This window comes from Lacihabitans lacunae (assembly GCF_042649125.1).
Lineage (GTDB): Bacteria > Bacteroidota > Bacteroidia > Cytophagales > Spirosomataceae > Leadbetterella > Leadbetterella lacunae.
Window position 1 is genome coordinate 855,031 of record NZ_JBHRYQ010000001.1, and the last position, 12,580, is coordinate 867,610.

Annotated in this window: 11 protein-coding genes; 9 read left to right on the plus strand and 2 right to left on the minus strand. The window is 36.3% G+C overall.

What is annotated here, in order from left to right; genetic code table 11:
• Nucleotides 1-6: 6 nt before the first annotated feature.
• Entirely contained in the window at nt 7-1,893 is a 1,887-nt protein-coding gene (locus tag ACFOOI_RS03635; protein ID WP_379835176.1) for an AAA domain-containing protein, read from the minus strand.
• A gap of 178 nt (nt 1,894-2,071) precedes the next feature.
• Here ACFOOI_RS03635 and ACFOOI_RS03640 point away from each other — a divergent pair, with 178 nt between their 5' ends.
• Nucleotides 2,072-2,290 carry a VF530 family DNA-binding protein gene (locus ACFOOI_RS03640; protein ID WP_379835178.1) on the plus strand — a complete coding sequence of 73 codons (219 nt, stop codon included), beginning with the start codon at nt 2,072-2,074 and terminating at the stop codon, nt 2,288-2,290.
• Between the two features lie 3 nt (nt 2,291-2,293).
• Here ACFOOI_RS03640 and ACFOOI_RS03645 read toward each other — a convergent pair whose 3' ends face one another.
• The gene (locus ACFOOI_RS03645) at nt 2,294-3,160 is read right to left on the minus strand and encodes an AraC family transcriptional regulator (RefSeq protein ID WP_379835180.1); all 867 of its coding nucleotides are present in this window, start codon (nt 3,158-3,160) and stop codon (nt 2,294-2,296) included.
• A gap of 205 nt (nt 3,161-3,365) precedes the next feature.
• Between ACFOOI_RS03645 and ACFOOI_RS03650 the strand changes: the two genes are divergently transcribed.
• The 8 genes from ACFOOI_RS03650 to ACFOOI_RS03685 all read left to right on the plus strand — a co-directional run bounded on the left by ACFOOI_RS03650 (nt 3,366) and on the right by ACFOOI_RS03685 (nt 12,541).
• Nucleotides 3,366-4,187 (plus strand): sugar phosphate isomerase/epimerase family protein, encoded by an 822-nt coding sequence (locus tag ACFOOI_RS03650; protein WP_379835182.1) that lies wholly within the window; start codon nt 3,366-3,368, stop codon nt 4,185-4,187.
• Between the two features lie 27 nt (nt 4,188-4,214).
• Entirely contained in the window at nt 4,215-4,451 is a 237-nt protein-coding gene (locus ACFOOI_RS03655) for a type II toxin-antitoxin system Phd/YefM family antitoxin (protein WP_379835184.1), read from the plus strand.
• A complete protein-coding gene (locus ACFOOI_RS03660; protein ID WP_379835186.1) occupies nt 4,448-4,846 on the plus strand; it encodes a type II toxin-antitoxin system VapC family toxin in 399 nt (132 codons plus the stop codon). Before ACFOOI_RS03655 ends, ACFOOI_RS03660 begins: the two co-directional genes overlap by 4 nt.
• A gap of 1 nt (nt 4,847) precedes the next feature.
• Nucleotides 4,848-5,972, plus strand: coding sequence for a Gfo/Idh/MocA family protein (locus ACFOOI_RS03665; RefSeq protein ID WP_379835188.1), 1,125 nt, complete (start codon nt 4,848-4,850; stop codon nt 5,970-5,972).
• Nucleotides 5,973-5,995: 23 nt separating this feature from the next.
• Nucleotides 5,996-9,631 carry a PVC-type heme-binding CxxCH protein gene (locus ACFOOI_RS03670; protein WP_379835191.1) on the plus strand — a complete coding sequence of 1,212 codons (3,636 nt, stop codon included), beginning with the start codon at nt 5,996-5,998 and terminating at the stop codon, nt 9,629-9,631.
• 219 nt (nt 9,632-9,850) lie between these two features.
• On the plus strand, nt 9,851-10,048 hold the full coding sequence (locus ACFOOI_RS03675) for a heavy metal-binding domain-containing protein (protein ID WP_379835193.1): 198 nt from the start codon (nt 9,851-9,853) through the stop codon (nt 10,046-10,048).
• A 589-nt stretch (nt 10,049-10,637) separates the two neighbouring features.
• Nucleotides 10,638-11,747 carry an HNH endonuclease domain-containing protein gene (locus tag ACFOOI_RS03680; RefSeq protein WP_379835195.1) on the plus strand — a complete coding sequence of 370 codons (1,110 nt, stop codon included), beginning with the start codon at nt 10,638-10,640 and terminating at the stop codon, nt 11,745-11,747.
• Nucleotides 11,735-12,541 carry a bifunctional class I SAM-dependent methyltransferase/HIT family protein gene (locus tag ACFOOI_RS03685; protein WP_379835197.1) on the plus strand — a complete coding sequence of 269 codons (807 nt, stop codon included), beginning with the start codon at nt 11,735-11,737 and terminating at the stop codon, nt 12,539-12,541. The genes ACFOOI_RS03680 and ACFOOI_RS03685 overlap by 13 nt, the downstream gene beginning before the upstream one ends.
• Nucleotides 12,542-12,580: the final 39 nt, after the last annotated feature.

Genomic DNA, 12,580 nt, shown 5'->3' on the forward strand with positions numbered 1-12,580 from the left:
ACAAAATCACTCAAACTCCCAAATACTTTTGTATGCGTTGATTTCTTGTGTATACGTAATAAAATCAGCGTAAAACTTATGTGAGCCTATGGTGGCACTGTCGCCAACTATAAGCAAGTGACTTTTGGCCCGTGTCATGGCCACGTTCATTCTTCGTGTATCACCCAAAAATCCAATAACACCTTCAGCATTTGAGCGAGTTAAGCTTATAAAAATCGCATCGCGTTCTTGGCCTTGGAAACTATCCACCGTATTTACAGATATTTGCTTTAAAAATGGTTTTAAAATTTCAGAATTTTGCACCAAATCATCGATAATACTAGCTTGTTTTTTATAGGGAGAAATAACCCCAATTTCAGGCAGCTTTGCGTTCTCATTCTTAGTGATTTCTTCAAAAAACGATTCGATTCTTTGCACTAAAAACAGAGCTTCTTCTGGATTTGTACTACTTGTACCTTCTAACTTTTCCTCAAAACCCTTACCGGCAGTATCTATAAACTGAAGTGCAGGCAAATTGTGCAACCTAAGATCAGCCACTGATTCATGGGCGATTAGTTTATTTTCATAAAACACTTTAGAAGAATACGCCATTATGTCTTGATGCATCCTATATTGTGTTTGTAACAAAGTTACCGCATCTTTTTGTTTCTCTACGAGCTTTTCTAATAATGTGTAGGTCAGTCCTTCTGCGGTGTTTTGAGTTGACTTTATAGTAGGCGGTAACTGACAATGGTCACCTGCCAAAACAAGCTTTTTGCCTTTTTGAATCGGAATCCAGCAAGCGGGCTCAGTCGTTTGGCCAGCTTCATCAATCACTACCGTGTCATATGTCAAATCACGCACCGTGTAATGGTTTGAACCCACCAAAGTAGCCGTAACCACCTGTGTTTTTTGACCTAAATCTTCTAAAATATATTGTTCTATTTTCTCCACTTCTTTCATAAGCTTGTAGGCCTCATCAAAAAGTGCTTTACGTTGATCTCGCTCTGCCTTTCCAAAGTTTCGCTTGTACTTATGTGCCATGTTTTTATACTCAGAAGCCTGTTTTTTCCACTTCTTTATATCTTTATATGCCGGATGGTTTTGAATTTTTCCGTCTAGGGACTGACCTTGCAAATGCTCGGAAATTCGTCCAGGATTACCCACTCGCATCACATTTAGGCCTGCTTCCGACAGTTTTTCGGTTAATAAGTCTACCGCAATATTACTTGGAGCCACCACCAAAACCTTTTCATTTTTTACTTTTACCAAATGTTGAATAACTTCCACTAAAGTAGTGGTTTTTCCAGTACCCGGAGGGCCATGCACAATAGCTAAGTGATTCGATTTTATGATTTTATTTGCTGCCGCATTCTGCGATTCATTTAGCTTCTCAAATTTTACATTTTCAAGTTCATCGTGAGCAATTGCAGGTTTTGACCCAATTATCACCTGATAAAGTTCATTTTTTTTGAGCTCATTGTGAGCAGTCTTCATAGCTGAAAACATTTCCTCATAAGAACTATTGTCAAATAAAACTTCTACGCCAAGTTTACCGTCGCTTGCCCAATCGGGCAGCTCGTCAGTACGGATATTTAATTTTAGTCTATTTCCTCCTTGATAAGTAACTAGGCCTTCTATTCGGTCTTTTTGAGGCTCATGATTTGAGAAAAATACGGCAGGTACACCAAACCTAAACTGATGGTTAATATCGTGATGCGTGGTTCTTTCAAGTTCTACATTTAAATATTCGCCGCGGGTCATTTCGGTGCCTCTGATGGCCACCGGATACCATGTTAAGCCAGCAGCTCGCCTCTCGCTAACGGAAGTGTGTTGTGTTAAAGCTTCATATTGTTTTTTATCTTCTTCTTTTTCTTGTTTTAAAAGAGCTTTTAAGTTCTCAAAATACGCCATCCAAATGTTTTTTCACAAAGATACAGTTTTGGAATGTATCTGAAATTGTTTTTTCGGTATTTCAGAAAAAGGGAAAAAGTAATTCAAAAAAGTAAATTTTGATTGGTGAATTTAGAATCTAAATGAGAAGAAATGGTTTTATGCCTATATTTGTAAATCGAAAACATAAAATCTTTAGATGAACAATACCGACCCACTTCACGGAATAACGCTTAAGCGAATTTTAGAAGAATTGCATACTAAAATCGGCTGGCAGGGGCTATATGCGTCGGTTAAAGTAAATTGTTTTCATTCGAACCCTACCATGAATTCATCCTTGAATTTCCTTAGAAAAACAGAGTGGGCACGAGTTAAAGTCGAGAATTTATACAAAAAGCTTATTCTTAAAATAGACTAAAACCTAAATTTTGAGTGCTTTAAGATACTCAGAAGGGGTTTTATGCACAATCTTCTTAAACTGATGATTAAAGTTAGAAATGGTATTAAAGCCACTTTCAAAACAAATTTCCGAAATACTGTATTTCTGCTCCCCTATCATTTTACAGGCATTCCCAATCCTTATTTCATTTACAAAATCTGTAAAGGTTTTATTGGCTCTTTTCTTAAAATACCGACAAAAAGCGGCTTCACTCATACTTATCGTTTCTGATATTTCTTGCAGTTTTATTTCAGTTTTGAAGTTTTTAAGAACAAAATCATGCACTTTTTGCATCCGTTCGGTTTCTGAGACTTTGTGGGAGTTGGCATAGCCTTCTTTGGTAATAAATGTGTAATTTTTGTCTTGAGAAAGTAGATGAAGAAGTTCCAATAACTTAAGAATTCTATCAAAACCATTTAAAATCAATATCTCCTTTAAATAACCAATTATTAATTTATTTGATTTTTCACTCCATGAAATTCCCCTTTTAGAATGTTCAAGCAAGTTTTTGATTAAATGCATTTCAGGCTTTTCAAAAAAATCTTTTCCTAAAAAATCATCGGTGAAATAAAGCACCAAACCATGTGCTTCAGAAGTAGCAGTTCCTTCAAAATATGCCTTGTCGTTTCGCCAAAGGTGAGGCAAATCTGGGCCAAGAAAAACGGTGTCGCCCGTATTGAACACTGCGATATCGTCTCCAATAAAACGAGTTCCGTTACTGTTTAAAACTGTAAATATTTGATAATGTGGATGAAAGTGCCAGTTAGGGTCAAAGTGTTTTTCATGCAATTCTTGAACTGTAATGGATGCAAAAGCATTCTCAATATCTTTTTTTAATACTACAGGCATAGCTTTTTAGCTTGGTTTCTAAAGTAAACTTACATACTCCTCCTTAAAATTATCTCTTTTCTGGTATGAATGTACATATTTATGTCAAAATACAGGAAGTATACGTCAATTTTCAGGAAGGAATTATTGATATTTCGCCATAATATTGTACTTAAATAATATACAAAAACCTTAAGCTCATTTTATTTTGAAAAATACCATTGGAATGAACCTCCTTTTATGGGGTACCGAAATCGACGAATCGCTGTTTCCAATATTGGAACAAATAAAAGAAATCGGATTTGGTGGTGTAGAAATTCCAATATTTAACACCAACCCCGAGCATTGGTATTCTTGGAGAAAAAAACTGGATGACTTAGGTTTAGAAAGAGTAGCTGTTACCATAAATGGGCCTGGAGAAAGCTTCATCATTGCCGACCCAAATGAAAGAAAAAAGACGCTTGAACGGAATAAGTTGGCCTTAGACTGTGCCATGATATTAGGATCAGACTTACTTACAGGTCCTTTTCATTCAGCATTAGGCGTTTTTACTGGAGCAAAAGCCACTCCGCAAGAAAAACTTTGGGCAAAAGAAGGCCTTTGGGACTTAGCCGAATATGCAGACACATTGGGTATTACACTTGGTCTTGAATACCTCAATAGATTTGAAAGTTATTTGGTGTCGAGCACAGACGAACTTCTGGACTTGGTAAACTATGTAAACCATCCGGCCTGCAAAATTATGTTTGATACGTTTCATGCAAATATTGAAGAGAAAAACTTGGCGGATGCCATTCGAAAAATAGGGGATAAGTTGGTTCATGTACAGCTATCAGAAAACGATAGGGGAACCCTAGGAAGTGGTCATATTGACTTCGAACCTATATTAAAAGCCTTGTATGAAGTGCATTACGAAGGTATGATAAGCATAGAAGCCTTCAGCGAAAAGTTGAGTGCAGCTAATATTTGGCGTAAAATGTTTGAATCCGAAGAGATATTGATGAAAGATAGTTTTGCTTTTCTTGACAAGTTGACAAGAAAACTTTAAATTTGTTTAAATTAAAACATCTTTATTATGAAAACAATGACAGTCGGAGACTTTAAAGCTAATTTTTCGAAAGTAGCAGAAGACGTAAAAAATGGAGAAGAAATTACTGTAACCTATGGTAAAAACAAGGAAATATTAGGGCATTTCATTCCGAAACGAACGGAGAAGCCTAAAAAACGAATACTAGGAGCTTTGGAAGGTAAAATGACAGTGGTTTTTAAGGATGATTTCAAAATAACTGAGGAGGAGTTTTTAGGAATATGAAATATCTTTTAGATACACACACGCTTATTTGGGCTATTACGAACAAAGAAAAGCTCTCAAAAAAAGTTAAAAATATTTTAGAAAGTTCAGAAACTGTGATTTACGTAAGTGCCATAAGTTATTGGGAAATTTCTCTAAAATTTGCTTTAGGAAAAATTGATTTAATAGGTGGAGATTCTCAAGATTTATTGAATGAGAGTTTAAAACTAGGTTTTACTAATATTCCATTAAAACCTGAAATATGTACAACATTTAAGAATCTAACTGCTAATTATCACAGAGATCCATTTGATAGAATGCTTATTTGGAAATCAATTTCAGAAAATTATACACTACTTACGAAAGACGAATCAATCAAATTATATAAAACAGAAGGATTAAAAACTATTTGGTAAAATGACAAAAAAAATAAACATCGCAATAGTAGGACTGGGATTTGGGGCTGAATTTATTCCTATTTATCAGAGACATCCCAATGCAAACATGAATGCCATTTGTCAGCGAAATGTAGAGAGCCTAAATAAAATAGGAGATACTTTTGGAATAGAAAAAAGATATTCGGATTACGATGAACTCCTCAAAGACCCTCAGATAGATGCAGTTCATATTAATTCTCCTATTCCAAACCATGCCGAGCAGTCACTAAAGGCACTTTATGCAGGCAAACATGTAGCCTGTACGGTTCCAATGGCGACTTCTACCGAAGATTGCATGAAGATAGTAAAAGCATGCAAAGAGACGGGTAAAAAATACATGATGATGGAAACGGTGGTATATGCCCGAGAGTTTTTGTTTGTCAAAGAAATGTATGAAAAAGGTGAGTTAGGAAAAGTACAGTTTCTGAAGGCATCGCACCAACAAGACATGGAAGGCTGGCCCGACTATTGGCCAGGATTACCGCCGATGCACTATGCCACCCACTGCGTAGGGCCTGTGGCGGGTTTATTAAAGCTGGAGGCAGAATACGTTTCATGTTTTGGTTCAGGTACTATTTCAGAAGACTTAGTAAAAATACACAATTCTCCTTTTGCTGTAGAGTCTGCCCATATTAAATTTAAAGGCAGTGACTTAAGTGCTTATGTATATCGTTCATTGTTTGATGTGGCACGCCAATATAGAGAGAGCTTTGAGGTTTATGGGTCAAAGAAGTCTTTTGAATGGCCACTAATAGAAGGAGATAAATCAGTAATACATACAGCAAAAAAGCCAGAGTCTGAAATACCAGAAGAGGTAGAAGTGCCGGATTATGCCCATTTGTTGCCCGAAGAAATACAGTCGTTTACTGGCAGAGGTGTCTATGATTCTGCTGAAAATACGCACCTAAGTTTCGCTCAGGGAGGTGGCCATGGCGGCTCGCATCCGCACTTGGCACATGAGTTTATAACCGCTTTGGTTGAAGATCGAGATCCTTTTCCAAATGCCGCCCAGTCTGCCAACTGGACTTCTGTGGGGATTTTGGCCCATGAGTCTGCCATGAATGGAGGTGTAATTGTGCATCTTCCTGATTTTTTTAATATTTAAAAATAGCCAAAACCTTTGCCATCATGAAAAAACTACTGCTTATTTTACTGTTGATTTCTTTTGGAACTTTCGCTCAAAAGGGAAGACGACTTGAGGTCCTTTTTTTAGGAGATAATGGACATCACAAGCCTATAGAACGAATTCCTGCGTTAATGGCAGCACTTGGGCCAAAAGGTGTAAATTTTACCTATACCGATAAGCTCGAAGACCTAAATCCGGTCAACTTAAATAAGTATGATGCCCTCATGATATATGCCAATTGGGACGAGATTAGCCCTGCTGGCGAAAAAGCTATTTTAGATTTTGTGGAATCGGGGAAAGGCTTTTTGCCCATTCATTGTGCTTCCTACTGTTTTCGAAACTCCGAGGCTTATGTTAAGTTAGTGGGTGGGCAGTTTTGGAGACACACCATGGATTCTGTTTCTACGAAAGCCGTAATGCCAAACCACCCCATTATGCAAGGTTTGACGCCTTTTACGGCTTATGACGAGACATATTTACATACAAAACTCGCCAACGACAATGTAGTTTTGGCTACCAGAGAAATAAAAGAAGATCAAAAGAAAGATAAGCCAAACCAGACCGAAGAGCCATATACTTGGGTTCGCACCCAAGGTAAAGGACGAATATTTTATACCGCTTATGGCCATGACGAGCGTACTTGGGACAAACCAGGATTTCATGATTTAATTTACAAAGCCATACTTTGGACCGTAAGTTCAGATGCATTGGCGGCTTTTAATGCTAGAAATCCTGTCCCTTTTACGTACAAACCTGCGAATCTTCCAAACTACGAGCAAAGGCCAGGGCAGCAGATGCAACAATATCCGCTTTCGCCTGAGGAGTCCATGAAACACATGCAAGTGCCTGTTGAGTTTAACTTGGAGCTTTTTGCGGCAGAGCCAAATGTGATGCACCCCATAGCCCTAACTTGGGACGAAAAAGGAAGATTGTATGTATTGATTACTAAAGACTATCCGAACGAAAGAAAGCCCGAAGGCGGCAGCGACTATATATTAATGTGTGAAGACACCGATAAAGACGGCAAAGCAGACAAATTTACACGTTTTGCAGAAGGCTTGAGTATACCCACCGGAATGGTGTTTGCCAATGGCGGTCTTGTGGTTTCGCAAGCTCCTGATATGTTGTATTTTAAAGATACCAATGGCGATGACAAAGCTGACGTGAAAAAAGTATTATTCTCGGGATTCGGTACATTTGATACCCACGCAGGTCCTTCAAACCTACATTATGGCTTTGACAACTGGGTGTGGGGTTGTGTAGGGTATTCGGGTTTTGAGGGTAAAGTAGGAGCAGGAGATTCACTAAAGTTTGGACAGGCATTTTTTAGATTTAAGCCAGATGGCACTCAACTGGAGTGGATGACCACCACCTCAAACAATACCTGGGGAATGGCATTTAACGAAACTAACGATGTCTTTGGCTCTACCGCAAACAATTCACACGGATGGTACATGCCCATTGCCCACAGCTATTTTAATTCAAAAAACAGAATAGATAATGGCAGTAGAAGTACAGATACCCATAGAGATATAAAACCAATCACGCCGAAAGTAAGACAAGTAGATGCATTTGGAGGTTTTACGGCCGCCGCAGGGCATAATTTTTATACCGCAAGAGCTTTCCCCAAAAAATACTGGAATAAAATTGCCTTTGTGGCGGAACCTACGGGTCATGTTTTACACCAAAACAGTATGGAGAAAAAAGGAACGGACTTCTACGACAAAGAGAGTTTTAACCTCATGGCAGGTGCTGATGAGTGGTTTTCGCCCGTATTTGCCGAAACCGGACCTGACGGAGCGGTTTGGGTAGCAGATTGGTACAGTTATATTATTCAGCACAATCCGGTTCCTAAGGGTTTTGATAATGGTTCTGGAAACGCCTATGAAACTGATTTGAGAGATTTTACGCATGGAAGAATCTATAGAGTTTCAGCAAAGGATGCACCAGTTTACAGCCCACTAAACCTTTCGAAAGATAAACCAAATGAACTGCTAGCAGCACTTAAAAACGATAACATGTTTTGGAGAATGCAAGCACAGCGATTGTTGGTAGAGCGAGCAAATATCGACGTAGTTCCCGCTTTAGAGGCTTTGGTAAAAGAATATTCAGTAGACGAAATTGGAATTAACGCACCGGCTATTCATGCCATTTGGACCCTACAAGGTTTAAATGCCTTACGTTCTACCACAATTGAGGCGGCATTGAAGCACCCTTCGACAGATGTTCGCAAAAATGCCATAAAGGCCATGGAGTTCGATGCCAATTCTGTAAAAATGATTTTGGACCATAATTTACTAAATGACAAAGAGCCTTTGGTAGTTTTAAATGCTCTGCTTTTAATGTCTAAATCGCCACTAAATATTTTAGCAGAAAATGCAATACTGACAAGACTAGAAACCGCTATAGAAGCTGACGACAGGTGGTTGCCAGATGCATTTGCTTGTGTGTTAACTGCCAACGATGGTAAGTTGATGAAAAAGTTATATGCTAAGCAAATTGCAGTGGGTAAAACTGACACCAAAACCACGGAAATGATGAATCACGACCACCACAAAATGATGGAGGAAAAGAAAGCCGAAGTGAAATCAAAAGGAGTGGACCTAGTAGTAGAAAACGTAAAATTGGAACCTGCAAATCCAGCAGTGCGAGAGCGTGTGAGTGCCATAGTAGAAATTAAAAACCAAGGCGACAAAGATTTAGCTGCTAACGAATTGGTGACGCTTGACCTTAAATTTGAAGGAATGGGCACCAAAATAGACCAAGTGAGCAGGTATTTTAAAGAAGGTATAAAGTCGGGCGAAACGGTTTCCATCACCAAAGTCAATAATGGCCCTTGGGAAGGAAGCATTGCCTATAACTCCGACTCAGAAGGAGAGTACACGTTAAATGTAACGATTGATAAAAACAATGAACTAATAGCGGAAACAAACAAAAAGAACAATACTTTCACCAAGAAAATCCATTACAGTGCTCCTGCCTCATTGCGTAGTTTTGCATTGGAGCGGGCTCTTAGGTCTTATGCCTCCGTAGCTCCTGTAGATTCGCTTGTAGCCACTATAAAGGCCTCACAAAAGCTTTCTAACCAAGACCAAAGTATGGTGATAAAAGCCATATCAGAAGGATGGAACTACAAAACAAAAGGAGTTAAAATTAAAGATTCGGATAAGGTTTTTCTGAAAAGCTTAAACCAAGAAACACGCCTAGTAAAACTATTAACTGCCTGGAATGTAATAGAAGAAACAAAAGCGAGCGGCGATGTGCTTAAGATCAGAATCAAGGCAGTACGCGAAGCTATGAAATTTGACATAAAAGAATTTACCGTTAAGGCAGGTCAAACCGTAGAAATCACGTTCGAAAATCCGGATGCGATGCAACACAATTTGGTAATAGTAAAACCAAAAATGATGGAAAAAGTAGGTAATCTGGCAGATAAAATGATGATGGACGAACACGGAGCAGACAAAAACTATGTACCAAGTGTGTCAGAAGTTCTGTTTTCTACCCCATTAGTAAACCCAGATACTAACTTCAAACTTACTTTCAAAGCCCCAGCCACACCCGGTATTTATCCGTACGTATGTACATTTCCGGGTCACTGGAGACTAATGAATGGCAGCATGAAAGTAATCAAATAGCTTTATTCAACCTTTCTATTCTAAACACAATCAGAGTTCGCTTCACCGCGGCTCTGATTTTTTTTGTGGTATGATATTGATCTACAGCATGTTTTGGCAAAAAAATGAAGGGATGATATAAAGCTTTGCAATTTGAAGCACATACAATACAGAACTGAAATGTTTATATTTGTAAAAACAGATTAAAAGAATAAATTCAAAACTCAAACCATCAAATAAATGAAAAAATCAGTATTCTTATTCATGCTGCTGACAAGCATCACCATGGCATGCGGAACAGATAAGGCAGAAAAAACAGAACTAAGCCAAGACCAACAATATACCTGCCCCATGGACCCAGACGTAATAGGCAAAAAAGGCGAAAAGTGTACAAAATGCGGCATGGAACTAACCGAGCTAGTAAAAGAAGAAAAATAGTAAATAGGGGAGAGCCAACACTTTTTTCAGAATCTACGCTCCCTCTTTTTTTTTAACATAGTATTTAACTACCTGAAAGAGATTTTGGGTAGTTTTTTTTGGGGGGGATAAGCTAAATTCTTTGAAACTAGCCTGTAATAAGTTTTAAGTAATATCTAAGAAGACTTTTATTTTATGCAAATCAATAGCCTACATTAAGTTATGTCTACAAAAAAAGGATTTTCAAATGCCCAAAATTTACATAATTACCTGTAATCCATTTTTTAACCTATTTCTAATATTATATTTGTAATAATTGATGATTTTTGTGGTGAAATAAGAATGTTTTAATGCTGTATTTCCTTAAAAGTTAGCGTATAGCTTTACTTTGAGAATTTTAAAATGCACTTTACAATATAAAAATCACACAAACGAACAGGTAATTAATAATACCTTATTATTTTTTCTATTAAATATGAGTTTATTCCTTAAAGAAAATAAATTAAATTTCTCAGGGCATGATTCCTTTCAATGCCGACAACTTTGGCTTAAAAAAGGGTAAACTTGAAGATATTTTCTTTTTATAAATACCAACTTTAAAATAATAAAAATGAATAATGTAGTCTTCAATAATATCAGCAAAATCATTGAACAGGATAGTAAGACTACTACTTACAAATTTGCTCTTTTGCGGGGTGTAATTGATATTATTCAAGAAAATTCACCTTATATTTCGTTTGTAGAAAGCCGTGTTCATATTCCAACTGGATTGCTTATTGAAAAATGGTTGTTGTACTACTATCCGATTTTGCAATCTCAGACCTCAATCCCTCAAATTAACGGTGAAACTAATTTAGTTTTCAGCAATCATTTAAGTAAACTAATCTTTGCCTATGAATCTCGTGGCGGTTTTTCTGCTTTTTACAATGATTTGAAGAATAGAGGAATTCCAGAGGATTTACAGAGTGATTTTTATGAACTTTCTAAAAAACTGAGAGATACGATCACTAAAATGCCAATGAAATATATTGGACGTTCTATTACCAATGAATTTTATTCCATTTTTAAATATGAAAATAAAATAGTCAGAAGAAATTTAAACTTTAACATTGAAACTTTAATTAAAGACTTCGGAACATTCTCAATTCCCTTTGAATACTATGAAGCCTTTAAAATATTGGGTAGTTTCATCAATGGACAAGATTCCATTCTGTTTAAATGGGCGGAATTTTCAGTAAATGCTTCTGGGAATAATTTATCAGTTCACAAAGTTTTAAATGAGGTATTAAAAAGTCCTATCACCTTGCGAGATATAAAGGAATCTAAAAAATTGTATAAAGAGATTCTTCAAAAAGAAGGTAAAGTTTATTGCGTTTGGACAGGTAGGAAAATTTCAAACTATGATATTGATCATTTGATTCCGTTTTCAATTTGGAAAAATAACGACCTTTGGAATTTACTTCCATCAGATTCAAAAATTAATAATCAGAAAAGAGATAAAATCCCAACACCAGAAATTATAGAAAGGCAAAAAAGTTTAATAATTGATTATTGGGGAATTATTTATGAACATCAATCTAAAAGATTCCAAAAGGAGATCCAGGTTGCACTTTTGGGCAACCATTCATTTGATACTTGGAAAAATATTGGTATTTCTAAATTACAAAATAGTTGCAATTACCTAATTGAAAGCAGAGGTTTTGAAGGATGGAAAATTTAAAAGAAAACCCAAATAGCCACTTAACCGCAAAGGAAAGAGATACCCTTTCTTTTCCAGCCAAAATTCTATTTAATAAAAATCTATTGAATGGTGAGGTTTTAGATTTTGGATGTGGTTATGGAAGTGATGTTAAATTACTTAAAGCTAAAGGAATAAATATTGAAGGTTACGATAAATATCATTTTCCTAATTATCCGAGCAAAAAGTTTGACACCATTATTTGCTTCTATGTTTTAAACGTGTTATTGCAAGAAGAACAGGCAACCGTTTTGATGGAATTATCTCAACTTGTCAAACCAACAGGGAAAGTTTATATCGCAGTAAGAAGAGATTTGCAATTTGAGGGATTTAGAATTCATAAAATTCATCGAAAGAAAACATATCAGTGTAGTGTTTTATTAAATTCAAAGTCTTTTTTTAAAAATGACTTTTGTGAAATATATGAATATCAACATTTCACCCAAATCTTTAAAGCATCAAATAGAAATTGTCAGCTATGCAATCCAAGTTCTGATATGGATTTAATTGTTGAGTCTGCAACCGCATATGCTTTATTTGATAAATTTTCTGCAAATGAGGGAGAAGCCATAATAATTCCGAAGAGACATTGTTTAAATTATTTTGAATTATCTTTCAAAGAACAATCAGCATGTATATTTATGCTAAACCAGGTAAAAAAAATATTAACTTTAAAATTTAACCCTAGTGGATTTACTGTTAAAATAGATACAATAGAAAAAAATGATATTGAAAAAAAACATACACATATTCGTTTAGTCCCAACTTATAATTAGATTTTAAGGAATAAAATGTAGAGTTGAAAAATTAAAGTT

Excerpts from the sequence above, each read along its gene's own strand:
- ACFOOI_RS03635 (WP_379835176.1), bottom strand. The coding sequence starts at position 1,893 with ATGGCGTATTTTGAGAACTTAAAAGCTCTTTTAAAACAAGAAAAAGAA.
- ACFOOI_RS03640 (WP_379835178.1), top strand. The coding sequence starts at position 2,072 with ATGAACAATACCGACCCACTTCACGGAATAACGCTTAAGCGAATTTTA.
- ACFOOI_RS03645 (WP_379835180.1), bottom strand. The coding sequence starts at position 3,160 with ATGCCTGTAGTATTAAAAAAAGATATTGAGAATGCTTTTGCATCCATT.
- ACFOOI_RS03650 (WP_379835182.1), top strand. The coding sequence starts at position 3,366 with ATGAACCTCCTTTTATGGGGTACCGAAATCGACGAATCGCTGTTTCCA.
- ACFOOI_RS03655 (WP_379835184.1), top strand. The coding sequence starts at position 4,215 with ATGAAAACAATGACAGTCGGAGACTTTAAAGCTAATTTTTCGAAAGTA.
- ACFOOI_RS03660 (WP_379835186.1), top strand. The coding sequence starts at position 4,448 with ATGAAATATCTTTTAGATACACACACGCTTATTTGGGCTATTACGAAC.
- ACFOOI_RS03665 (WP_379835188.1), top strand. The coding sequence starts at position 4,848 with ATGACAAAAAAAATAAACATCGCAATAGTAGGACTGGGATTTGGGGCT.
- ACFOOI_RS03670 (WP_379835191.1), top strand. The coding sequence starts at position 5,996 with ATGAAAAAACTACTGCTTATTTTACTGTTGATTTCTTTTGGAACTTTC.
- ACFOOI_RS03675 (WP_379835193.1), top strand. The coding sequence starts at position 9,851 with ATGAAAAAATCAGTATTCTTATTCATGCTGCTGACAAGCATCACCATG.
- ACFOOI_RS03680 (WP_379835195.1), top strand. The coding sequence starts at position 10,638 with ATGAATAATGTAGTCTTCAATAATATCAGCAAAATCATTGAACAGGAT.
- ACFOOI_RS03685 (WP_379835197.1), top strand. The coding sequence starts at position 11,735 with ATGGAAAATTTAAAAGAAAACCCAAATAGCCACTTAACCGCAAAGGAA.